24 protein-coding genes are annotated in these 22,183 nt (G+C 70.0%); 9 read left to right on the plus strand and 15 right to left on the minus strand.

All coding sequences use genetic code 11. The annotated features are described in order from the left end of the window. Positions 1–4 precede the first annotated feature (4 nt). Positions 5–523, minus strand: a complete 519-nt coding sequence (locus tag BJY18_RS24410) for a MarR family winged helix-turn-helix transcriptional regulator (RefSeq protein WP_184782221.1) — start codon at positions 521–523, stop codon at positions 5–7. Positions 524–755: 232 nt separating this feature from the next. On the opposite strand from BJY18_RS24410, the gene BJY18_RS24415 reads away from it, so the two are divergent. Further along, on the plus strand, positions 756–1,181 hold the full coding sequence (locus tag BJY18_RS24415; RefSeq protein WP_184782223.1) for a PPOX class F420-dependent oxidoreductase: 426 nt from the start codon (positions 756–758) through the stop codon (positions 1,179–1,181). Between the two features lie 63 nt (positions 1,182–1,244). After that, the gene (locus BJY18_RS24420; RefSeq protein WP_184782225.1) at positions 1,245–2,639 is read left to right on the plus strand and encodes an FAD-binding oxidoreductase; all 1,395 of its coding nucleotides are present in this window, start codon (positions 1,245–1,247) and stop codon (positions 2,637–2,639) included. Between the two features lie 115 nt (positions 2,640–2,754). Here the strand turns inward: BJY18_RS24420 and BJY18_RS24425 are convergent, their stop codons facing one another. From BJY18_RS24425 to BJY18_RS24440, 4 genes are all read right to left on the minus strand, one after another. Continuing rightward, a complete protein-coding gene (locus BJY18_RS24425) occupies positions 2,755–3,462 on the minus strand; it encodes a DedA family protein (RefSeq protein ID WP_184782227.1) in 708 nt (235 codons plus the stop codon). A 94-nt stretch (positions 3,463–3,556) separates the two neighbouring features. Continuing rightward, positions 3,557–3,955 carry a hypothetical protein gene (locus BJY18_RS37020; RefSeq protein ID WP_184782229.1) on the minus strand — a complete coding sequence of 133 codons (399 nt, stop codon included), beginning with the start codon at positions 3,953–3,955 and terminating at the stop codon, positions 3,557–3,559. 850 nt (positions 3,956–4,805) lie between these two features. After that, positions 4,806–5,996 (minus strand): N-acetylglucosamine-6-phosphate deacetylase, encoded by a 1,191-nt coding sequence (nagA, locus tag BJY18_RS24435; RefSeq protein WP_184782231.1) that lies wholly within the window; start codon positions 5,994–5,996, stop codon positions 4,806–4,808. Between the two features lie 38 nt (positions 5,997–6,034). Beyond that, the gene (locus BJY18_RS24440) at positions 6,035–6,613 is read right to left on the minus strand and encodes a SigE family RNA polymerase sigma factor (protein ID WP_184782233.1); all 579 of its coding nucleotides are present in this window, start codon (positions 6,611–6,613) and stop codon (positions 6,035–6,037) included. Positions 6,614–6,809: 196 nt separating this feature from the next. Here BJY18_RS24440 and BJY18_RS24445 point away from each other — a divergent pair, with 196 nt between their 5' ends. Next, positions 6,810–7,094, plus strand: a complete 285-nt coding sequence (locus tag BJY18_RS24445; protein ID WP_184782235.1) for a YciI family protein — start codon at positions 6,810–6,812, stop codon at positions 7,092–7,094. A 9-nt stretch (positions 7,095–7,103) separates the two neighbouring features. Here the strand turns inward: BJY18_RS24445 and BJY18_RS24450 are convergent, their stop codons facing one another. The 5 genes from BJY18_RS24450 to BJY18_RS24470 all read right to left on the minus strand — a co-directional run bounded on the left by BJY18_RS24450 (position 7,104) and on the right by BJY18_RS24470 (position 11,906). After that, entirely contained in the window at positions 7,104–8,108 is a 1,005-nt protein-coding gene (locus BJY18_RS24450) for a PDR/VanB family oxidoreductase (RefSeq protein ID WP_184782236.1), read from the minus strand. Continuing rightward, complete coding sequence (locus tag BJY18_RS24455; RefSeq protein ID WP_184782238.1) at positions 8,105–8,974, minus strand: metal-dependent hydrolase; 870 nt, start codon at positions 8,972–8,974, stop codon at positions 8,105–8,107. The genes BJY18_RS24450 and BJY18_RS24455 overlap by 4 nt, the downstream gene beginning before the upstream one ends. Next, a complete protein-coding gene (locus BJY18_RS24460) occupies positions 8,971–10,440 on the minus strand; it encodes a flavin-containing monooxygenase (RefSeq protein WP_184782239.1) in 1,470 nt (489 codons plus the stop codon). The genes BJY18_RS24455 and BJY18_RS24460 overlap by 4 nt, the downstream gene beginning before the upstream one ends. An 82-nt stretch (positions 10,441–10,522) precedes the next feature. Further along, positions 10,523–10,996 (minus strand): pyridoxamine 5'-phosphate oxidase family protein, encoded by a 474-nt coding sequence (locus BJY18_RS24465; protein WP_184782240.1) that lies wholly within the window; start codon positions 10,994–10,996, stop codon positions 10,523–10,525. Positions 10,997–11,006: 10 nt separating this feature from the next. Then, a complete protein-coding gene (locus BJY18_RS24470; RefSeq protein WP_312873943.1) occupies positions 11,007–11,906 on the minus strand; it encodes an SDR family oxidoreductase in 900 nt (299 codons plus the stop codon). A gap of 102 nt (positions 11,907–12,008) precedes the next feature. Here BJY18_RS24470 and BJY18_RS24475 point away from each other — a divergent pair, with 102 nt between their 5' ends. Beyond that, the gene (locus BJY18_RS24475; RefSeq protein WP_184782241.1) at positions 12,009–12,644 is read left to right on the plus strand and encodes a maleylpyruvate isomerase N-terminal domain-containing protein; all 636 of its coding nucleotides are present in this window, start codon (positions 12,009–12,011) and stop codon (positions 12,642–12,644) included. Here BJY18_RS24475 and BJY18_RS24480 read toward each other — a convergent pair. After that, positions 12,641–13,555, minus strand: a complete 915-nt coding sequence (locus tag BJY18_RS24480) for an aldo/keto reductase (protein WP_184782242.1) — start codon at positions 13,553–13,555, stop codon at positions 12,641–12,643. The two genes, BJY18_RS24475 and BJY18_RS24480, sit on opposite strands and share 4 nt — an antisense overlap. A 58-nt stretch (positions 13,556–13,613) precedes the next feature. On the opposite strand from BJY18_RS24480, the gene BJY18_RS24485 reads away from it, so the two are divergent. After that, positions 13,614–14,435, plus strand: coding sequence for an LLM class F420-dependent oxidoreductase (locus BJY18_RS24485; protein WP_184784818.1), 822 nt, complete (start codon positions 13,614–13,616; stop codon positions 14,433–14,435). A 103-nt stretch (positions 14,436–14,538) separates the two neighbouring features. Continuing rightward, positions 14,539–15,570, plus strand: coding sequence for a class II fructose-bisphosphate aldolase (gene fbaA / locus BJY18_RS24490; RefSeq protein ID WP_184782243.1), 1,032 nt, complete (start codon positions 14,539–14,541; stop codon positions 15,568–15,570). Between the two features lie 181 nt (positions 15,571–15,751). On the opposite strand, the gene BJY18_RS24495 is transcribed toward fbaA, so the two are convergent. Together BJY18_RS24495 and BJY18_RS24500 are read right to left on the minus strand one after the other, a co-directional pair. Beyond that, positions 15,752–16,159, minus strand: a complete 408-nt coding sequence (locus BJY18_RS24495) for a PIN domain-containing protein (protein ID WP_184782245.1) — start codon at positions 16,157–16,159, stop codon at positions 15,752–15,754. Further along, positions 16,152–16,427 (minus strand): type II toxin-antitoxin system Phd/YefM family antitoxin, encoded by a 276-nt coding sequence (locus BJY18_RS24500; RefSeq protein WP_184782246.1) that lies wholly within the window; start codon positions 16,425–16,427, stop codon positions 16,152–16,154. Before BJY18_RS24500 ends, BJY18_RS24495 begins: the two co-directional genes overlap by 8 nt. A 246-nt stretch (positions 16,428–16,673) precedes the next feature. Here BJY18_RS24500 and BJY18_RS24505 point away from each other — a divergent pair, with 246 nt between their 5' ends. The 3 genes from BJY18_RS24505 to BJY18_RS24515 all read left to right on the plus strand — a co-directional run bounded on the left by BJY18_RS24505 (position 16,674) and on the right by BJY18_RS24515 (position 18,839). Next, entirely contained in the window at positions 16,674–17,084 is a 411-nt protein-coding gene (locus BJY18_RS24505) for a DUF3151 domain-containing protein (protein ID WP_184782247.1), read from the plus strand. A gap of 89 nt (positions 17,085–17,173) precedes the next feature. Beyond that, positions 17,174–18,091, plus strand: a complete 918-nt coding sequence (locus BJY18_RS24510) for a helix-turn-helix domain-containing protein (protein WP_184782248.1) — start codon at positions 17,174–17,176, stop codon at positions 18,089–18,091. A gap of 103 nt (positions 18,092–18,194) precedes the next feature. Further along, positions 18,195–18,839 carry a TetR/AcrR family transcriptional regulator gene (locus BJY18_RS24515; RefSeq protein WP_184782249.1) on the plus strand — a complete coding sequence of 215 codons (645 nt, stop codon included), beginning with the start codon at positions 18,195–18,197 and terminating at the stop codon, positions 18,837–18,839. A 360-nt stretch (positions 18,840–19,199) separates the two neighbouring features. Here BJY18_RS24515 and BJY18_RS24520 read toward each other — a convergent pair whose 3' ends face one another. Beyond that, the gene (locus BJY18_RS24520; protein WP_184782250.1) at positions 19,200–20,609 is read right to left on the minus strand and encodes a sensor domain-containing diguanylate cyclase; all 1,410 of its coding nucleotides are present in this window, start codon (positions 20,607–20,609) and stop codon (positions 19,200–19,202) included. Positions 20,610–20,815: 206 nt separating this feature from the next. Continuing rightward, positions 20,816–22,075 (minus strand): MFS transporter, encoded by a 1,260-nt coding sequence (locus BJY18_RS24525; protein WP_184782251.1) that lies wholly within the window; start codon positions 22,073–22,075, stop codon positions 20,816–20,818. Positions 22,076–22,183 lie beyond the last annotated feature (108 nt).

Raw genomic sequence — 22,183 nt, forward strand, 5'->3', positions numbered from 1 at the left:
TTTTCTAGGCCCCCTTGGCCGATGACACCCCGGTGGTGTCGGACTGCGGTGGAAAGTTGTTCTCGATCCCTGTGTTGAGCCGCTCGAACAGGTCCCTGAGCGTCTCGCGATCCTGCTGGTCCCAGTCGCCGAGCACCTCGGCCATCCACTGGTTGCGCTGCTTGCGGTTCTCGTCGAAGACCCGCAGGCCCTCGGCGGTCGGAGCGAGCAGGCAGGCGCGGCCGTCCTCCGGGTCCGACTGCCGTTCGACCAGCCCGTGCTGCACCAGTGAGCTCGACTGCCTGCTGATCGTGGAGATCTCGGAGTGCAGGAATTCGGCGAGCTTGCTGGTGCGTTGCGGACCCTCGTGGATGAGGCAGAAGAGGATCGCGTACGCGGCCCTCTCGATACCGTCCGGGCCCTGCTTGGCGACCTGGGTCTTCGCCTTGGTGATCAGGCGCATGAAGCGGACCAGCTCGTTGCTGAGCTGGTCGGCAAGGTCGAGTTCGGCCTTGGGCCTGACGGCGGAGCTGTTCGGTGCCATGGGTGGATCTCTCTCCCGGTGGAACGAACCATTGGTTGGCGGCTGCAACTAGTTGCCTAAGGCAAGAGTGTGCCGGTTCGGCGGATTCTGCAAGCGCGAAACCCCTGGTTGTGTCAGAGGACACTTTAGTTGTTACATGCAAGCACATTTACTGAGGGTGGTTTGCCGGATTCCTCCCGCTCGAGGGGTCCCGGCCGGGAACAGATCCGGCGGATCGGAGCTTGCACCGGGTATGACCGACGACACACGGCTGTACGACCTCATCGGTTCGGGCGGACAGGGCGTCCTCGCGACCCTCAAACGCGACGGCCGCCCGCAGCTGTCCACTGTCACCCACCACTTCGACCCGGATACCCGCCGCCTGCGGGTCTCCATCACCGATTCCCGGGCGAAAACGAAGAACATGCGCCGCGACCCCCGGGTGAGCTACCACGTGAGCAGTCCGGACGGCTGGTCGTACGCGGTGGCCGAGGGCAACGCGGTGCTGACCCCGGTCGCCGCGGCCCCGGACGACGCGACCGTCGACGCACTGGTGGACCTGTACCGGGCCGTGGCGGGCGAACACCCGGACTGGGCGGAGTACCGCCAGGCCATGGTGGCCGACGGGCGGCTGGTGCTGACCGTGGAGATCGACCGGGTGTACGGCATGGTCCGCTGACCGTTCCGCCGGTATCGGAAAGAACATTCCGCACTGCGGAGTTTCCGGTTTACCATGACGGGCATGAGCAACGACGCCCTCCTCCAGCGGCTGCGGGACCAGCTCGGTTCCAGTGCCGTGCTCACCGACACCGACGTCACCGGTAGCTACGCGCGCGACATGATGCCGCTCGCCCCCGTGGGCAAGCCGTTGGCGGTGGTGCTTCCGGCGGACACCGCGGGGGTGCAGGCGGTCGTGCGCGCCTGCGCGGAAGCGAACGTGCCGATCGTGCCCCGCGGCGCGGGTAGCGGGCTTTCCGGTGCGGCCAACGCGATCGACGGATGCGTGGTCCTCGTGCTGACCAAGCTCGACGAGATCGTCGAGGTCGACGCGGGCAACCGGCTCGCCGTCGTGCAGCCGGGGGTGGTCAACCTCGACTTCCGGTCCGCGGTCGAGAAGCACGGGCTGTTCTACCCACCGGACCCCTCCAGCTACGACTGGTGCACCATCGGCGGCAACCTGTCCACCAACGCCGGCGGCCTGTGCTGCGTGAAGTACGGCGTGACCACCGATTCCGTACTGGGCCTCGAAGTCGTGCTCGCCGACGGGTCGGTGCTGAACACCGGGCGCCGCACGGTGAAGGGCGTCGCCGGATACGACCTCACGAAGCTGTTCATCGGCAGCGAGGGCACGCTCGGCGTGATCACGCAGGCCACCGTCGCGCTGCGGCCGCTTCCCCAGGCGCCTGCCACGTTCGTCGCCGGCTTCAGCAGCACCGAGGCGGCCGGGGAGGCGGTCGCGCGGGCGGTGCGGGAAGGCCTGGTGCCGTCACTGCTGGAAATCATGGACGCGGCGTCGATCAAGGCCTCCGAGACCTACCTCAACACCGATCTCGGCGCGGGATCCGATTGCCAGGCCCTGCTGCTCGGCCAGTCCGACTCCGGCGGCGAGGTCGCTCGCCGTGAGCTGGCCGCGCTGGAGCAGATCTGCACCGACTGCGGTGCCGACCTCGCCTACGCCACCGACGACCTCGAAGAGGGCAAGATGCTGCTGCAGGCCCGGCGCGTGGTGCTCACCGCGCTGGAGACCTACGGCATCTGGCTCACCGACGACGTGTGCGTGCCCCGTACCCGGATCGCCGAACTCATCCGCGGCTGCGAGCGGATCAGCGAGAAGGTGGGCCTCAAGATCGCCGTGGTCGGTCACGCCGGCGACGGCAACATGCACCCGACCATCGTGTACTCGCCCGATTCGGAGGACGAGTTCGCCCGTGCCCGCCAGGCGTTCGACGAGATCCTCGAGGTCGGCCTGTCCCTCGGCGGCACGGTGACCGGCGAGCACGGCGTCGGCAAGATCAAGCGCGAGTGGCTCGCCAGGGAGATCGGCCCGGTCGGGGTGCGGGTGCACCGGCAGATCAAGCAGGCACTCGACCCGGAGAACCTTTTCAACCCGGGCTCGATGTTCTCGATGACCGACTGACGCACGCCGGCGGACGTTCGTCGCGCACCGGCGGGCGTTCGCCGCGGCAGTGTCGGTCGCGGCGGGTCAGTGCCGGTCGCAGGAGCCGGTTGCGCAGACGCCGGTCGCGCGAATGTCAGTCGCGCACCCGAGGGATCTGCTGCGTGACCTCACCGGCGTCCTCGGCCGGAGCGGCCGCTTTCTTCTCCCGGCGGCTGCGCAGGTACTCGATCGCGATCGGCACCACCGACACCAGCACGATGACCACGAAGATCGCGTCGACGTTGTTCCGGATGAACTCGATGTTGCCCAGGAGCGAGCCCAGCACGGTGATCCCGGCGGCCCAGAGGATGCCGCCCAGCACCGTGTAGGTGAAGTACCGCTTCGGGTCCATCCGGCCGATCCCGGCGATCCAGGTGATGAACGTGCGCACGAACGGCACGAACCGCGCGAGGACCACCGCCTTCGGGCCGTGCTTCTCCAGGAACGCGTGCGTCTTGTCCACGTACTCGCGCTTGAACACCTTCGAATCGGGCCGGTTGAACAGCTTCGGCCCCACGAAGTAGCCGAGGTAGTACCCGCCCACGTTGCCCACGAGCGCGGCGATCGTGACCAGCACGCACACCAGCCACAGCGGTGCGTCGAGTGTGCCGTTCGCGATGAACAGGCCCGCGGTGAACAGCAGGGAGTCGCCGGGCAGCACCGGGAAGATGCTGCTCTCGATGAAGATGATCAGGCACAGCACCGCGATGACGGGCACCGTCAGCCCGCTCAGCAGGTGCTGGGGATCGAGCCACGACGGCAGGATGGACATGGTCGTCACCGTGCTCTGCGCGAGAATCACACCGAAAACGGTACAGGGTGACGCTGTGTGCCTTCACCGGGCAAGGACTCGCAGGTCAGCGCGCGACGACCGGACATACCGGACGACGGCTCGGTCAGACCAGGGTCAGCAGGCCGATCACCGAACCGGCGGCCAGTCCGAGCAGCAACGCCAGCAGGAGCACCCAGTGGGCGGGCAGCGGAGCGTTCGGCTGCGCCGGACGGGCGGCGATCGAGGTGGAGCTACCGCGACGGGTGCCTTCGACTTCGTCGAGCGCGGCGCGTTCGCGTTCCAGTGAGTCCGCGCCGGCGCCGGAAAGCAGCCCGTAGCGCGGAGGCAGCTCCGTGGTGGGCCCGGTCGCGCCGGAGGGCTGCCCGCGGGCCGCCGATTCGTAACCACCGGACCCGGCCGGGGCATACGGCGCCGAGGCGCTTGATGGACCCGGATTGTCCACCGGACTGGTGGCCGCGCTGGAGCCGGGAAACGACGGATCAGTCCCGCCGTCCGCACGCACGGCCGACGCAGGGGAAGCGGGCGAAGCGGGAACGGCAGGTCCGCCAGGTCCGGCGGGCCCGCCAGTTCCGCCAGGTCCGGTAGGTTCGGTACGTCCGGTGGGTCCGGTACGTCCGGTGGGTCCGGCGAGTTTGGCAGACCCGGAGCCGGTTCCGGAACCGGTCTGATCGGCAACCCCGGCCCCGGCGAAGCCCGGACCGGCGCCGGCCGAACCCTGCCCCAGCCCCGTATTCGCGACGGGACCACCTCGACCGGGCACAGCAGGCACCGCTCCCGTCCTGCCACGGCCGGAATCGACCGCTCCCGTCCCGCCGGAGAAGGTGCCGGCGCCACGCGCGCCGGGTGAAGCCGCACCAGCGCCGGTCTGGCCGATTCCGGTCCCGGTCGGGCTCGCGCCGGTCTGTCGAGGGCCGGGCGGCCACACCCGGGCCCCGGCCTGGCTGAGAGCACCCGCATCGGTGCCGGTCGGCGCCGGATTGTCCGGCGTATGGCTGGAACCGCCGAAGTCGCTTGGGTCAGCGCCGGCGACATCGCCGCTGGTCCCGGCGCCACCGCTGCGACCGGCCGCGGCAGCACCGGCGCCAGTACGACCGCTGCCACCATCCCCGCCACCACTGCCGACCTCGGCGTCAGGATCGGGCCTCTCCGGGGACGCCGGTTCACCCGAAGCGTCGCCCGAATCGCCGGCGGGGGGCCAGGTGTCGTCGCCGGGGGTGGGGGGCTGGCTCGACGGGGGGCGGCTGGGCGCCAGGTGCGGGGCGAAGGCCGCCTGGGCGCGTAGCGCGTCGGCCAGGAGGCGCTCCGGGTCCTTCGGCTCGCTCATCCGCTCCGTCTTCCTCCGGGTCGTCGGGTTACGTGCTCACGGTAGCGCTGCCGACCTCGGCGACCCACCCTCCCTGGCGCAGCACGCGGACCGGGCGCAGGTCACCGTCCAGTACGACGAGGTCCGCGATCAGGCCCGGACGCAGGGAGCCGGTCCGGTCCGCGAGGCCCAGCAGCTCGGCCGGCCGTCCGGAGGTCGCCCGCACGGCGTCGAGAACGCCGAGTTTCGCACCTTTCACCAGGTTGCGGAATGCCGTGTCCATGGTCAACGTGCTGCCGGCCAGTGAGCCGTTGTCCAGGGTCGCGACGCCGTCGTGCACGTCGACCTCCAGGCGGCCCAGCGTGTAACGCCCGTCCGCGGCGTCGGTGGCGGACATCGCGTCGGTGATCAGCACCGTGCGTCCCCGGCCGGCGTGGCTCGCGGCCAGGCGTACCACCGTCGGGTGAAGGTGAACGAGGTCGCAGATCAGCTCCACGGTCACCCGCTCGTCGTCCAGCAGCACGCCGACCGGCCCCGGTTCGCGGTGGTGCAGCGGACGCATGCCGTTGAACAGGTGGGTGGCCACGGTGGCACCCGCGTCGATCGCGGGGACCAGCTGCTCGGCCACGCCGTCGGTGTGCCCGATCGCGGCGATCACGCCGGTGTCGGCCAGCTGCCGCACGGCTTTGACGCCGCCGTGCAGTTCGGGGGCCAGGGTGACCATCCGGATCGCGCCGTGTCCGGCCCGCAGCAGCTTGTCCACGGTTGCGGTGTCCGGTTCGCGCAGTGTGTCGGGGTCGTGTGCCCCGCAGCGGGCCTGGGAGATGAACGGCCCCTCCAGGTGAATGCCGGCCAGCTCGCCCTGCTGCACCAGCTCACGCAGCGCGGCGATCTGCTCGGTGAGCAGGCCGATCGGGTCGGAGACCAGGCTGGCCAGTGTGGTCGTGGTGCCGTGCCGGCGGTGCGCGCGCACCGCGGTGAGCATCTCGCCGGCGTCCAGCGTGGAGAACGACGCACCGCCACCGCCGTGGCAGTGCGTGTCCACGAAACCGGGCACGACCAGCGCCCCGCCGACGTCGACGACCTCGGTTTCCGGTCCACCCGGGGGTGTTCCGGTGCCGATCGCGTCGATCAGCCCGCCCGACACGGCGAGCCAGCCGTCGTCGAGGACACGGTCCGGGGTGGCGATGCGACCACCCGTGATGACGAAATCTCCGGCGTGCTTCACGCACCCCAGCATATATTGGTCTGGACCAGATCGGGGGTCATCCCACCGGGTCACTGCTGCGGAGTCTGCATGGCCTTCTGCAACGCCTCCAGCGCCCGGCTGGCGGTTGACTTCACGGTGCCCTTCGAAATGCCGGCGGCCTCGGAGATCTCCGCCTCGCTCAGGCCGCCGTAATACCGCAGCACGAGGACCTCGCGCTGACGCGGCGGCAGCTTCGACAACGCGTTCACCACGGCCTGGTGCTCGCTGGAGAGCATCGCGAGGCTTTCCGCGGAACGCGCGTTGACCGCGTGCGGCGGCACGTACTCCCGCGCGGTCTTGCGCCGGCGCAGCACACTGCGTGATCCGTTGACCACGGCGGTGCGGAGGTAACCCACGGCGGCCGCGGCGTCACGCAACCTGCCCCAGTTGCGGTGCAGTCCGGTGAACGCCTCCTGCACCACGTCCTCGGCCGTGGCCGGTTCGTCGACGAGGAGGATCGCCAGCCGGACCAGTCGCATCCGGTGCTGTTTGTACAGATCCTCCAGGTTCAGCGGGGCAGCCGGTGCCTGCACCGGCGCCGGCCCGTCCATGGTGCGCAAGTGCCCGAGCGTCGCCTCGACACTGCGTTCCGCGTTCCCCTCGAGCATGTATCCCCGCCTGTCCTCGACGTGTCGGGTCAGCAGGCCTGTGCCGGATCCTCGATTCACAGCGTTCACACAGGAGCTGACGCACACCTAGCGTATCGGGTTGGCCCGGCGCCGCCACCGATCGGATGCTGGGATCACTCGGCCGGACACCGGTAGCGTCGAACCGGTCACCGCCGTCTCGCCCCGGGAGAGCCACATGGCCTGGTACCTCGTCGAAATCCGCTACGTCACGGAGAAGGTGGCCGAGGTCCGGCCCCGTCACCGGGAGTACCTGAACGAGCACGTCGCGCAGGGCCGGGTGGCGGTCGCCGGCCCGCTCGCCGACGGGAGCGGCGGAGTGGTGCTCTGGCAGGCCGAGGACGAGACGGCACTGCAGCCCCTGATCGACGCCGACCCCTACCACCTCGAAGGCGTGGTCGCCGAGCGCAGCGTGCGCGAGTTCAAGCCAGTCCTCGGCTCCTGGGTGCCCGACGCTTCGTAGCGCGCGAGGTCAGAGCTCGAGGACGGCGGGGCCGCGGTCCACGCAGATCCGCACTCGCTCGCCCTCGGGCGTCAGCACCGCGCAGGTGCCGCAGAAGCCCTGCCGGCACGAGTACGGCACATCCGGCAGCACCTCGCGGATCACGTCGAGCGCCGAACGGCCGGCGGGTACGTCGAGCGTGTGCCCGCTGCGTCGCAGGACCACACGGAACGGTTCGCCCGCCACGATCGGCGGCGGCGCGAACCGTTCGAAGTGGACAGCGGCGCCCACACCGGCCAGGTCCACTCGCACGCCGCTGATCATCGGCACCGGACCGCAGCAGTACACCGCGGCGCCGGGGGCCATCCCGGCCAGCAGTTCCGCGCCGGAGGCCGGGATGCCGAACTCGGTGTCCGGCCGCACCCACACCCGGTCCGGCGCCAGAGTGGCGAGCTCCGCGAGGAACGGCATCGACGCCCGGTCCCGCCCGGTGTAGACCAGCCGCCAGTCCGCGCCACGGGCAGCGGCTCGGCGCACCATCGGCAGGATCGGCGTGATCCCGATTCCGCCGGCCACGAAGTGGTAAGCCGGGGCGGCCACGAACGGGAACGCGTTGCGCGGACCACGCACGCTCACCCGTGCGCCGGGCCCCAGCGCGTGCACCTCCGCCGAGGCGGAACCGATCCGGCGCACCGCGATCCGGTAGTACGACAGGTCCTCCGGGACCCCGCACAGCGAGTACTGCCGCACCGCGCCCGAAGGCAGTGTCAGATCGAGGTGCGCGCCGGGCCGCCACGCCGGCAGCGAAGCGCCGTCCGGACGCGTCAGCCGAAGGCTCAGCACGCCGTCCGCTTCCACACGCACAGCGTCGACGACAAGCGGTATCCGCCGGTCCACCGCGCGCACCGGCGGGCGCCGGCGGCCGGAAAACTCGGCCATCCGCCGGTACGCCGCCCCGACAGCGACCAAAGTGGACAGCAGGGCGTCCGGTCGTCCGCTGCCGTCCAGCCGTGCCGGCAACCGCGGACCGGTCATGGCAGGACGTCGGCGGCCCGCGCCGCGGGTGAGCTCGCGAGGTAGGCGACGGCCTGATCGGTGTTCCCGGTTTCGGTGGGGTGGTAGGACTTCCGGAAGTACGGCCGGATCTCCTTGCCCAGCCCGCGCGGGCCGGGCAGCAGACCGTGGCGGGCGGCCCGCAGGTAGGCCCGCCAGGTGGCCCGCCCCGGCCGGTTCGGATCGTGGCGCATCAGGTACTTCGTGCCGCGCAGGAAGACCCACGCCAGCACCGGCGTCACCGCGGCCATACTGCGCACCCGCCGGAAGTACCGGCCGTCGAGGTGGCAGAACAGGTCGAACGCCACCGACCGGTGCTCCACCTCCTCGGCGCCGTGCCAGCGCAGCAGATCCAGCATCGTCGGATCGGCCCCTGCCGCGTCGAGCGCCCCCGCGTCCAGGATCCACTGGCCGAGGAACGCCGTGTAGTGCTCGATCGCGGCGACCATGGCGAGCCGTTCGATCAGCCACTCCCGTCCGGCACCGGGCCGGTCCCCGAGCAGCCGCCGGAACATCCACTCCATCTGCGCCACGAAGGGCCGCACGGACAGGCCGGTGGTCTCCAGCGCCGCGGCGGCACCGTCGTGCGCCTGCGCGTGCATCGCTTCCTGGCCGATGAAGCCGAGCACGTCCTCGCGGAGTCGCTCGTCCCGGATCAGGGGCACCGCCTGCTTGAAGACCTCGACGAACCAGCGTTCGCCCTCGGGCAGCGCCAGGTGCAGCACGTTGATGCTGTGCGTGGCCTGCGGCTGTCCAGGGATCCAGTGCACCGGCAGCCGGGACCAGTCGAAATCGACGTCGCGTGCGTGCAGCACGACCTGCTCGTGTCCGACCGGCTCGCGGTTCACGACCGGCCGCTCAGCTCGTAGTCACTCGGCTCGACGCGGCGGGTCTCCAGCCAGTACCGCCAGGTGAAGCCCGGCCAGATGGTGCGGTTCACGCCCTTGGCGTCGAGGTACCAGCTCGTGCAGCCGCCCTGGGTCCACACGCCCTTGACCAGCTTGCGCTGGATCTCGTCCTGGAACTTCTCCTGCACCGACTCGCGGACGTCGAGTGCCGCGGCACCGCGGGATTCGGCCAGCCGGATCGCGTCGACCACGTAACGGGCCTGCGATTCGATCATGAACACCACCGAGTTGTGTCCCAGCGCGGTGTTCGGTCCCAGCAGGAAGAACAGGTTCGGGAAACCGGAAACGGTGATCCCCTTGTGCGTCTGCACGCCTTCGGTGGCCCAGGACTTCGCCAGATCGCGACCGTCGACGCCGGTGATGTCGAGGTACTCCAGCGCGTCGGTCACCTTGAACCCGGTGCCGTAGACGATCGCGTCGACCTCGTGCTCCACGCCGGCGCCGTCGACCACGCTGTGCGCGCGGACCTCGGCGACGCCGTCGGTGATCACGTCCACGTTCGGCCGGTCGAGTGCCGGGTAGTAATCGTTGGACAGCAGCACCCGCTTGCAGCCCATCGTGTAGCCGGGCGTGACCTTGCGGCGCAGCGCGGGATCCTTGATGCCCTTGTCGATGTGCCGGCGCGCGATCACCTGGGCGGCCCGCATGAGCCGCGGATGGCCGTTGAAGCCGATCGCGCGGGCTTCCAGTGACCAGTACAGCGCGGTGCGGTACAGCCGCTGTGCGCCCGGCACCAGCCGGAACAGCCGTTTGGCCCAGCCCGGCATGGCGTGGTCGGGTTTGGGCATGAGCCACGGCGGCGTGCGCTGGAACAGTTTCAGCTCGGCGACTTCCGGGGCGATCTGCGGGACGAACTGGACGGCGCTCGCCCCGGTGCCGACCACCGCGACCTTCTTGCCCCGCAGGTCGAACTCGTGGTTCCACTGCGCGGAGTGCCAGGTCTGACCCTGGAACTCGGCGATTCCGGGCAGCCGCGGGATCTGCGGGATGTGCAGCCCGCCGACGCCGGCGACCAGGAACTGCGCGGAGAACTCCGGCCCGCCCTTGGTCTCGACGGTCCAGCGGCGGGCCTTGGCGTCCCAGTGTGCACCGGTGATCTCCACGCCGAACCGGATCCGGTCCCGCAGCCGGTAGGAGTCGGCGACCCCCTTGAGGTACTCGAAGATCTCCGGCTGCGGGGAGAACGACCGGCTCCAGTCCGGGTTCTGCGCGTAGGAGAACGAGTACATGTGGGACTGCACGTCGCAGGCGCAGCCGGGATACGAGTTGTCCCGCCAGGTTCCGCCGACCTCGTCGGCCTTCTCCAGGATCACGTAATCCCGGATGCCCGCCTTCTCGAGCTGGATCGCCTGGCCTAGCCCGGAAAACCCGGTGCCCACGATCACGACCCTGAACTGCTCGGTCATCTCCTCGGCCTCCGCTGCACTGGGGGTCTGGCGCAGATGACGTTACCTCAAGTAACAGTTACTGGGAAGTACTCCCTACTGATCAGTAGACCCCGGCCAGCTTGCGGTGGTCCCAGCTGGCGATCTTGGTCGGGCGCATGATCAGCCCCACCCGTTTCGGGGCCTGACCTGCGATGAAGGCCTGCAGCTCCGCCGGCGCCGGATCGTCCGGGGCGGCACCGGCGTACCGCTGCATGAGGGCGATTCCCATCCGTGTGACCTGCTCGGTGTCCTCGACGAACTCGACGGCTGCCTCGAACGAGACACCGCGCAGCTGCTCGTAGGAGTCGCCGCTCTCGATCAGCACGGTCGCCTCCGGGAGCCGGCGCAGGTTCTTGGCCTTCTGCGAGCTGCCGTAGGTCCACGTCGCGACGCCGCCCTCGTGCGGGTAGTACCAGAGCGGCGCCAGATGCGGCCGGTTGTCCGGGCCGATCGAGGCAACGTTGATCACCTTCTGTGCCGCGAAAAAGGCCTGCACCTCGTCCGGCGTCATCCGGATCTGGTCGCGACGGGACATGCGTGCTCCTTCAGTCCTGCTTCGTGGCGGCGCGCCCGCCGTGGCCGGTGACCGCGGACTCGAACGCACCGCGTTCCTCGATGTCCTTCAGTGCGGCCCGGTCCGCCGACGGCACCCGCGACCGCGAGCCGAACTCGATGATCGGCGGCAGGAACGCGCGCAGCAGCTTCAGCCCGCCCACCCAGCGTGGCACGTGGATCGTCCGGGCGCGCTTGAGCACGCCGGCTTCGAGATCGTCGAGCGCCACCTGCACCGGGTAGGTCTTGCCGATCAGGCCCGGCATCGACGCGCGGAGCTTGCCGAAGACGGGGTGCGCGTCGGCGCTTTCGACCAGATCGGTGCGGATCCACGTGGGGTGCGCGACGCCGACCTTGACGCCGAGGTGTGCGACCTCCGCGCGGAGGCTGTTGGAGAACGCCTCGACGCCCGCCTTGGCCGCGGCGTAGTTCGCCATCCCGGGCGCGTGCGTGATCGCTGCCAGCGACGAGATCGCCAGCAGGTAGCCGCGGCGTTCGATCACGTGCGGCAGCGTGACGCGGAACGTGCGCCAGACGCCGAGCAGGTCGACCTCGAGCACCTTCTCGAACGCTGCGCGGTCCACCGAGCGCACGAAGCCTGCGGTGGCGATGCCTGCGTTGGCGATCACGATGTCGATGCCGCCGAAGTGCTCGACGACGCCCGCCGTGGCCGCTTCGAGGGCGTCCCAGCTGGTGACGTCGGCCTCCCAGGAGTGCGCGTCCGGGCCGATCCGCTTCGCCACCTTCTCCTGCTCCGCGGCCTCGAGGCCGACCAGCGCGACCTTGGCGCCGCGGGCCGCGAGGCGTTCGGCGAGCCCGGCACCGAGGCCACGGGCGGCTCCGGTGATCAGCACGACCTTGCCTTCGACCGAAGTGTTTCGGAGCAGTGCCACAGTGCCCTCCTCAGCGTCTTTTCGCCTGTGAAGGGGGACGGTACCGCAACCTACCCCGAGTAAGCTACTTATCGGTAAGTTCCCTCGTGCCAGGATGCCGGCATGAACGACGTACTCGACGAGGCTTTTCTCGACGGCGCCACGGCGTGCTCGGCACTCCTGCGTTCCGACGCGCTGCGTCAGAACTGGGACCGTCCCAGCGCGCTGCCCGAGATGTCCGTGGGCGCACTGGCCTGTCACCTCGCCCGGCAAGTGAGCCGTGCCGCGGAACTGCTTACGGAGTCTTCGGAACTGCCGCCGCTGGACTCGGCCGCCGAGCACTACGCCCGGGCGGCCTGGGTCACGGCCGAGTCGCCGGACGACCCCGCCAACGACCGCACCACCGACGACGCCGAGGCAGCCCGCGGCTTCGACTGGATGGTGCAGCGTTTCGACGCCGATTTCGCGGACGTCGCGGATCGGCTGCGTTCCGGTGTGGCGGCCGAGGCCGTGGGCATCCCGTGGCAGGGCTGGTCCTTGCGACGCAAGGATTTCCTGCACACCCGGCTGTTGGAGATCGTCGTGCACACGACCGACCTCGCGGCGAGCATCGAGCTGCCGGCACCGCAGTTCCCGGACACGGCGTTCCTGCCGGTGCTGGACCTCCTGACGCGGCTGGCCGTCCGCCGGCGCGGTCAGGCGGCCGTCATCGGCACCCTGACCCGCCGCGAACGTACTCGGACCATCAGTGCTTTCTAGCTCGAGGCGGCGCTGAGGACGCCGACCTCCTCCTCGGTCAGCTCCAGGGTGGCCGACGCGACGAGGTCGGCGAGCTGCTCCACCGTGCGGGCGCTGGCGATCGGGGCGGCCACGGTCGGCTGTGCACGGAGCCAGGCCAGTGCCACGCTGGCGACCGAAGCGCCGTGTGCCGCGGCCACCCCGTCGAGCGCGGCCAGCACGCGTTCACCGCGTTCGTCGAGATAGGCGAGTGCGCGCGGGGCCCGCGGGGAGTCACCCGGCTCGTCCTTCGCCCGGTACTTCCCGGTCAGGAATCCCATTGCCAGCGCGAAATACGGGAGCGTCGCCAGGCCTTCGCGGGCGACGAACGGGCCGAGTTCGGTCTCGTAGTCCCGCTCCACGAGGTTGTAGTGCGGCTGCAGGGCGGCGTAGCGGGCGAGCCCGGCACTGTCCGAAACGGACAGTGCTTCGGCGAGGCGGGTGGCCGAGTAGTTCGACGCCGCGATGTAGCGGACCTTGCCCGCACGCACGAGCCCGTCGAACGCGGTGAGGGTTTCCTCCAGCGGCGTGTCCGGGTCGTCCCGGTGCGCGTAGTAGAGGTCGATGTGGTCGGTGCGCAACCGGCGCAGGGAATCCTCGGCGGCGGCCACGATGTTCGCGCCCGCCAGCCCCTTCCGCTGCTCCCACGCGCCGACCTTGGTGGCGATCACCATGTCGTCCCGGCGGCCGCGCCGGGCCAGCCAGTCGCCGATGATCGTCTCCGAACCGCCATCCCCGCCGTAGGCGTCAGCGGTGTCCAGGAAGTTGCCGCCCGCTGAAGAGTAGGCGTCGAGCACGGCGAAGGACGCCGGCTCGTCGGCGGTGAATCCGAAGACGTTGCAGCCCAGGTTCAGGCCGAACACGTCGAGGTCGGTGCTGCCCAGTTTCGTCATACCGAAACGGTAGTCCCGCGGCGGGACGAAATTCGCCGTAGCGTGCGTTCGCATGGGCATGACTATCGAACTGGGCAGGGTCGGCATCTTCCGTGTCGCGACGCAGGCGGACGGCGCGCTCGCCGCCGAGGTGGAGAAACTCGGGTACGGCGCGCTCTGGCTGGGCGGTTCGCCGGGTGGGGACCTGGCGATCGTCGAGCAGCTGCTGGACGCCACCGAACGGCTCGTCGTCGCCACCGGCATCGTGAACATCTGGGCCGACGCGCCGGACGGCATCGCGCGGGCCTTCCACCGCATCAACGAGAAGCACCCGGACCGGTTCCTGCTCGGGATCGGCGCCGGGCATCCCGAGGCCACCCAGGAGTACAAGAAGCCCTACGCCGCGCTCGTCGAGTACCTGGACGCGCTGGACGCCGCCGGGGTGTCCAAGCAGTCGCGCGTGCTCGCCGCACTCGGCCCGAAGGTGCTGAAGCTCTCCGGGGACCGCACCGCGGGCGCGCACCCGTACCTGGTCACGCCGGAGCACACCCGTTCCGCGCGCGAGATCCTCGGCGACGGTCCGCTGCTCGCGCCGGAGCAGAAGGTCGTGCTGGACACCGACGTGGAACGCGCGCGGACCACCGGTCGCGGCGGCGCCTCGTTCTACCTCCAGCTGTCGAACTACGTGGCCAACCTGCGCAAACTCGGTTTCGCCGACGAGGACCTCGCCGGCGAGGGTAGTGACCGCCTGATCGACGCGCTCGCCCTGCACGGCGAAGCGAGCACGATCGCCGACGGCCTGCGCGCGCATCTGGACGCCGGCGCCGACCACGTGATCGTCCAGGCGCTGGGCGACGATCCGTTCCCGGCATACCGGGCGTTGGCGGCCGAGCTGCTCTGAATCGGTCCAGCTATAGTGGACGGTTATGAGGTGGACCGGCCCGCGCGGCCGGTCCACCTCGTACGATGCCGCTGTAGCAGCCAGTCGTCTCGAGGAGGAAACGATGCCCATCGCCACCCCCGAGGTCTATGCGGAGATGCTCGACCGGGCGAAGAAGAACGAGTTCGCCTTCCCGGCCATCAACGTGACCTCGTCGGAAACCGTGAACGCCGCGATCCGCGGGTTCGCCGAGGCGGAGAGCGACGGGATCATCCAGTTCTCCACCGGCGGCTCGGAGTTCGCCTCCGGGCAGAAGGTGAAGGACATGGTGGTCGGCGCGTCGGCGCTGGCCGAGTTCGCGCAGGTCGTGGCGGCGAAGTACGACGTCAACGTGGCGCTGCACACCGACCACTGCCCGAAAGACAAGCTGGACGGTTTCGTCCGGCCGCTGCTGGAGATCTCCGCGGAGCGGGTCAAGGCCGGGAAGAACCCGCTGTTCCAGTCGCACATGTGGGACGGCTCGGCGATCGACCTGGACGAGAACCTGAAGATCGCCCAGGAGCTGCTGGGCAAGGCGGCCGCCGCGAAGATCGTCCTCGAGGTCGAGATCGGTGTGGTCGGCGGCGAGGAGGACGGCGTCGCCAACGACATCAACGAGAAGCTCTACACCGCCGAGGGCGACTTCGTGAAGACGGTCGACGTGCTGGGCTCCGGTGACCAGGGCCGGTACCTGCTGGCCGCGACGTTCGGCAACGTGCACGGCGTGTACAAGCCGGGCAACGTCCAGCTGCGCCCGGACGTGCTCAAGCGCGGCCAGGAGGTCGTGTCGGAGAAGCTGGGCCTTCCGTCCGGCTCGAAGCCGTTCGAGCTGGTCTTCCACGGCGGCTCGGGCTCGCTGCCGGAGGAAATCCGCGAGGCGGTGTCCTACGGCGTGGTGAAGATGAACGTCGACACCGACACGCAGTACGCCTTCACCCGCCCGGTGGCCGACCACTTCTTCAAGAACTACGACGGCGTCCTGAAGATCGACGGCGAAGTGGGCAACAAGAAGGTCTACGACCCGCGCAGCTACCTGAAGGCCGCCGAAACCGGCATGGCGGCCCGCGTGGTGGAGGCGACGCAGGCCCTGGGCTCGGCGGGCAACAAGCTCCGCTGACCCGTTGTCCCGCAACGGCTCCTCCCCGGATTCCGGGGAGGAGCCGTTTCGTCTCTGGTGGGCATGCGCCGATCGACGCTCGTGCCGTGGTTTCCGCGCACCTCGTGTGGGCCCCCGGGGCTGTTGTGGGACATGGCCCTGCGAAAGCTCGTCCGGAACCGTCGCGGCGAGATGCCAGTGATCAGAGTGCGACCACGTCGACCATGCTTTCCAGACCGGCGAAATCCGCCGCGTTGCGGGTGTAGAGCGGCAATTCGTGCACGGACGCGATGGCAGCGATCATCAGGTCCAGCCGGTGTGACCGGGGATCCCGCCGACGGCCGACGGTGAGAGCCACCAGGCTGCCGTAGCGAGCCGCCGCGTCGTTGTCGAACGGAAGCGTCGGCGCGAAATCCACCATGGCCGCACCGGTCTGCTCGGTGCGCGCCGCCCGGGCGACTGGATCTTTCGCCATGGCCACACCCTGGTGCAGTTCGGCCATCGTGACCGAGGTCAGCTCGGGATGACGGGGCAGGGTTTCCGGATCGAGCAGGGCCAGGTCGAGATACGCGCAGGTGTCGAGCACTCCTCGTTCGGCACGTTCAGCCACGCTCACGCGTCCACGGGTCGTCTTCACCGGCGTGTTCCGCACCGAAGAGCTCGAGGCTTTCCCGTCGCAGCTCGCCCGGATCGACCCGGGGCAGCCGCCGGTGCCGGGCCACCAGTTCCTCGGCCGACAGCCGACGCGCCCGGGGAACCGGCCGGAGCTCCGCGACCTCCACCCCGTTGCGGGTCACGTGAAAGGTCGCACCTTCCGCCACCGCGTCCATCACCGAAGCGGAGTTGTTCCGGAATTCACGCTGGCTGATGACGTTCACCCGCCCAGTGTAGCCCTACGAGACACACGGTGCTACAGCCTTCTGAGACGAGTCGGGCAGGCCGTACCGATCTCACACCTCCGGGTGACGGAGTTGCCCGTGGTGGCCGGTTCCGGGCAGGGTGTCGGGCCATGTTGCCGAAACGGGTCGTCGCCGCCGTGGTCATCGCCGCTCTCGTGTTGGCCGGCGGGGGCGTGCTCACCAGCCTGTTCCTCTGACCGCGCGGGACGTGGGCAGAATGGCGGCATGACGCACAACCTGCTGGGCCCCGACCCGACGCTGCTGCCCGAGCACACCGCCGCACAGGCCGCACTGGACGCGGGCACCGACCCGTCGGCCGTCGCGGCCGAGAATCCGGAGTTCAGCGCGGCCTGGGCCACGCTCGCCGAGCGCGCGTTGTCCGATGGTGACACCGTCACCGCGTATGCCTACGCCCGTACCGGCTACCACCGCGGTCTCGACCAGTTGCGCCGCGCGGGCTGGAAGGGCTTCGGCCCGGTGCCCTGGGAGCACCGTCCGAACCAGGGTTTCCTCCGTGCCCTCGCCGCACTCGGCATCGCGGCCGGCCGGATCGGCGAGACCGAGGAACACGAGCGCTGCAGGACGTTCCTCGCCGAGTCCGACCCGGCCGCGGCGGAGGCGACCGGCCTGAAGTGAGCCGGTGCCGGGGCCCGCGCGGCCCCGGCACCCCACCATCGGGTGATCACCGGGGTGTTTACCGGTGCTGACACCTATATCTGTGCCGCATGCGAGGCACGGCCATGCTCACCCCCCGGATCCGTACGCTGGGCGCCGCCCTGCGCGACGCTCGGCTCGAGGCCCATTTCGGCGTCCGCGAACTGGCCCGGCGAGTCGGCGCGAACCCGGCACTGCTGTCGAACTGGGAACTGGGCCAACGGGTCCCCGGCATCGAGGACGTAGCCGGGATCCTCGGCGCGCTCGGCGTGGTCGGGGAGGACAAACAACGAATCCTGTGCCTGGCGCGCGGAACCTCCGATCCCGGATGGATCACGCTCGGCAGGCAGGCCGAACCGGAGCACATGGCGGGCCTGCTCGCGTGTGAACGGGCGGCCACCTCGCTCGTCGAATGGCATCCGCTGCTGGTGCCCGGGCTGTTGCAGATCCCGGACTACGCCCGCGCGCTGTTCGCCTCGGACGGGCTGCCGCCGGCGGCAGCCGAACGGCAGGCGGACGCCCGCGTCGCCCGCCGGCCACTGGTGGTGGGCCCGCGGGCCGTCCCGTTCGAGGCACTGATCGGCGAGGCGGCGCTGTACAACCCGGTCGGCGGCGCGGAGACGATGGCGCGGCAGCTGCGGTTCATCGCCGACCTCGCGACCACGTCGCCGCGGCTGCGCGTACGGATCGTGCGGGTCGACGTCGGCGAGCATCCCGGGCTGGGCGGGCAGTTCACCCTCTACGCGATGCGCGGCGCGGATCCGATCGTCTACTTCGAGCACTACAGCTCGGGTGCGTTCATCCTGGACGCCGGTGACGTCGGGACCTACCGGGACGTGATCGGGCAGATCCGGGAAAAGGCGTTGAGTCCCCAGGAATCCGTGGCGTTCATCGAACGCCGGGCCGCGGAGTTCCGTGCGGTCGACCGGAAACCGCCGCAGCTCGACGGGGCGGGCGCCCCGGCGAACCGGGCACATGCCCCCGGATAGGCGGGGGTACTGGCCGGCAGTGCGTGTCGCCCTGCTCTGCCCCGCGTCGGCCAGGCATAGTTTTCGGACAGCGTCGTCGGAAACAGCACGTGAGGTGGCGGACATGTCGAGCCCCGCGCCGCGAGGCCGGCCGAGGAAACTGCCGGTCGACCAGCAGCGCACCCGGGTGCTGCGCGCGGCGGCCGAGGCGGTCGCCGTGCACGGCTTCCAGGCCGCGACGATCGAGGAGATCGCCCGGTCGGCGGGTGTGTCCCGGCAGTCGGTGTACGAGCAGTTCACCAACCGCGGCACCTTGTTCGCCGAGCTGACGACGGACATCGAGGAACGCGCGTTCGACACGATCAGCGCGGTCGCGCTGGATACCTCGGAGCCCGACCTGCGCACGTGGGCCCGGGCGAACTACTCGACCATGTTCGCCTTCGTCGAGGCCCATCCGGAGGTGTTCCCGGTGCTGCGCGAGGCCGAGCGCGCCGGCGACCCGGCGCTCACCCGGCTGCGGGAACGACTCGCCGCCGTCCACGCAGAGGCGAGCCGGCAACGGTGGGCCGCACAGGGCGTGGACTCCGGCCGCGCGGACAAGGCGCTGGTGGCGCTGTACTTCGCGATGACGGAGGCGCTGGTCCAGATGTCCTGGAAAGGAGACCCGCCGGCCCAGGAAACCCTGGTGGACCTCCTCACGGAGTTCACCGTGGGAGGAGTCCTGCGGCTGCAGACCAAATCCGTGAACGTGATCGAACGCCTGCGGTGAGGCGACCGCGGGGCTGCACCGCTTGCGGTGGGGTGGCTGCGGAGTCGGTGAGGAGAAGACCGCTGCGGGGACGCGTGCGGCGGGGTCCGGTTGCGGGGGCGTGTGAGGAGTGAGCCTGGCTACCGAGGTGGGAGCGGGGCCTGGCTGCGGTGAGGCCGTGTGGAGAAGTCCGGCTGCGCGGGCGTGTGAGGAGGAAGCCCGGCTACCGAGGTTTGTGCGGGGGTTCGGTTGCGGGCGTGTGAGGAGTGAGCCCGGCTGTCGAGGTGGGTGCGGAATCCGGCTGCGGTGAGGTGGGTGCAGGCGTCCGGCTGAGGAGGAGGCCCGGCCGGCCGGGGGAGGGTGCCGGCCGGGCCGAGTCGCTCAGGCGGCGCCGACGAGTGCCGACCGCGCCGCGGCCGAGCCGGAGCCGGTCGAGTTGAAGCCGGTCGAGGCGAGCGGCGTTGCGGGGCCGGGCACGGTCACCTTCGCCGCGGCCGGTGCCGGCATTGTCGCTGTGCCGGCGTGCGGGCTTGCCGGTGAGCCGACCACGCGGTTGCGGCCGCTGTCCTTGGCCACGTACACCGCCGCGTCGGCCGCTGCCATCACGTCCTCGATGTTCGACCCGTCGAACGGGAAAGCCGCGACGCCGATCGAGGCGGTGCGTCGTTCGATGGACACCGCCTCGCCCTCGTTCGTGTGGGTCTGGATGACCAGCTCGCTGATCCGCTGCCGGATCCGGTCCGCGGTCACGACCGCGTCCTCCTTGGACGTCGCGGGCAGCAGCGCCACGAACTCCTCGCCGCCGAACCGGCCGACCAGGTCGTGCGCCCGCGTCTCCTGCCGGACGACGGCGGCCACCGCCTTCAGCACGTCGTCGCCGGCGAGGTGGCCATAGGTGTCGTTGATGTGCTTGAAGTGGTCGAGGTCGATCATCAGTGCGCCGAAGGTGCCCTGCTCGCGCTCCGCGCGGGAGACCTCGCGCTGGGCACCCTCCTGCCAGGTGGTGGCGTTGAGCAGCTGTGTCTTCTGGTCCGTGGTCGCGAGCTCCTCGAGCCGCTTGATCAGCACCGAACGCTGCAGCACGTACAGCGGCAGGATCACCAGCGCGGACAGCACGGGCTGCTCGGTCAGCACCATCGTCAGCAGGCCGCCGACGCACAGGATCGCCGCCTCCAGGACGTTGTCGTCCATGCTGCCGAGACAGAGCGAGGGGGTCGCCGACTTCGGGGCGGCGAGATAGAGGCCGAGGCCGGTCAGCGCAGTGTTCACCAGGAAGTAGCCGAACGCCGCGGCGACGATCGTCGACACGCCCTGCTCACCGACACAGAAGGCGGCCAGCGAGGCACCGAAGCCGGACAGGATCATCGTCGTCGCGTTCGCCGCGACGCGGTGGCCCTCCCCCGGCTGGATCCCGTTCCAGCTGCGGAAGGCGAGGTAGAGGTAGATCACCACGCCCAGCGCCGCCATCAGCTGCGGTGGCATGAGCAGGGCCGCGGGCAGCAGCCACACCGACGTCACGGTGATGTGCGGGCCGTGGCTCAGCATCCGGCGCTGGCGCTCGATCCGGCGGGTCACCTCGGTCTGCGCGACCGCGAGGCCCGCGAGCAGCCCGAACAGGCCCAGCTCGGCCATCGTGACCGGGACCAGGAACGCACTGGTCACGCTGAGCGCGACGGCGACCGCCATGCTCGACAGCGTGACCGCGACCCACGGGCCCGGGCGCGTCCACAGCGTCCACCCGCGCACCGCGGCGATCAGATCCCGTCCAGACCGTTCCCCCGATGTGACCATTTTTCCCCCAGATCCTTGCGTAAAAGTCCGGTGACAATCTCCTCACACACAGTTTCAGTCCGTTTGCCGCCTGTCCACAAGGGGCATAGGTGTGTACCTTTTTCCCGAAGACACCGAATGAAGGGTGACCAGCAATGCGCAGCAAGGAACAGTGACCGCGTAGCAGCACCGCAAGGTCGCGCAGGTCAGAGCCCACGCGCGGAGCATCAGGCATGTTCGGCGCGTGTGGCTTCCTTCGCGATGTCCTCCTCAGCGGCGCCGCCCAGCGCCCGCTGCCACATGAGGGTTAGCGGAATCGTAATAATCAGACCGGCGAGCCCGAAGATCCCGACGGTGGTCTGCGCGCTCAGGTGATCGGCCAGGACGCCGCCGATCAGCGGAACGACACCCATCGTCGTGGTCAGGCCGGTGTTCGACAGCCCCATCGTCTGCGCCCGGGTCTCGTCCGGCACCGCGATCGTGAGCGACGCGGTGGCCTGCAGCAGGGCGATCGTGCCGAAGCCGCCGGAAATCACGAACAGGATCACCGACACCACCGCGCCCGGCTGCAGGAAGCAGACGAGCAGCGGGATCGCGGCGAGCGCGGTGAGCGGGCCGATCAGCTTCGGCCGGATCGCCGCGGGCACCCACCGGGTGTAGATGAACGTGAAGATCACGCTGCCCACCGGGTCGGCGGCCAGCAGCAGGCCGATCACGCCAGGGCCGCCGCCGGAGGAGTCGACGTAGGGCGCGGCGATGCCCTCGTACACCGGCAGCAGACCGGCCAGCCAGGTGAACAGCATCAGCGGGCGCAACGCCGCGGTGGTGAACGCGATCTTCCCGCCGGAGCTGAGCGACGAGAAGAACGGCCTTCGCTTGTCGCCGCTCGCCGCGGCCGGGCGGGCCTTCAGGCCGAAACGTACGAAGAGCGCGGAAAGAATGAAGGTCGCCGCGTCGAGCACGAGCGCCAGCCGCGGGTCCAGTGCCAGCAGCAGCGCGCCGCCGCCGGCGAACCCGAGCAGCTGTGCGGACTGCACGGTCATGCTGCGCACGCCCATGCCGACCACGAACCGGTCGCCCTCGAGAATCTGGGGCAGCAGGGCCAGCTGGGAGGCCTTGAACGGTGGGTTCAGCAGGGAGACCAGGCCGACCAGTACGCACAGCGTCCACAACGGCAGCCCGGGGATGGCCACCAGCCCGATCAGCACCGCGCGCATGAGGTCGACCGCGACCATCACCGTGCGCCGTGGGAACCGGTCGGCGAGGCCGGTCAGGAAGATGCCGCCGAACAACGACGGGAAGAACGTGAGCGCGTAGGTGAGCCCGGTCAGCGTGGCCGACCCGGTCCTCGCGTAGACCAGCACGGAGAGGGCGACCCTGGCGAGCTGGTCACCGGCGATCGACAGCAGTTCGCCGAACCACAGGGCGCGGAATTCGGCGACGCCGAACACCTCGCGGAACGTGACTCGTTCGGATCCTGCCGTCATCCGTGTTCTCCCCGCTCTGTATGCGCACCGTGCCGCAATGGTGACCAACAGGTGACCATAGAACCTCCTGGTCACGGGCCGGTCACACGTGGTGAGTCGTCCGCCTCA

This window comes from Amycolatopsis jiangsuensis, from assembly GCF_014204865.1.
Classification (GTDB): Bacteria; Actinomycetota; Actinomycetes; order Mycobacteriales; family Pseudonocardiaceae; genus Amycolatopsis; species Amycolatopsis jiangsuensis.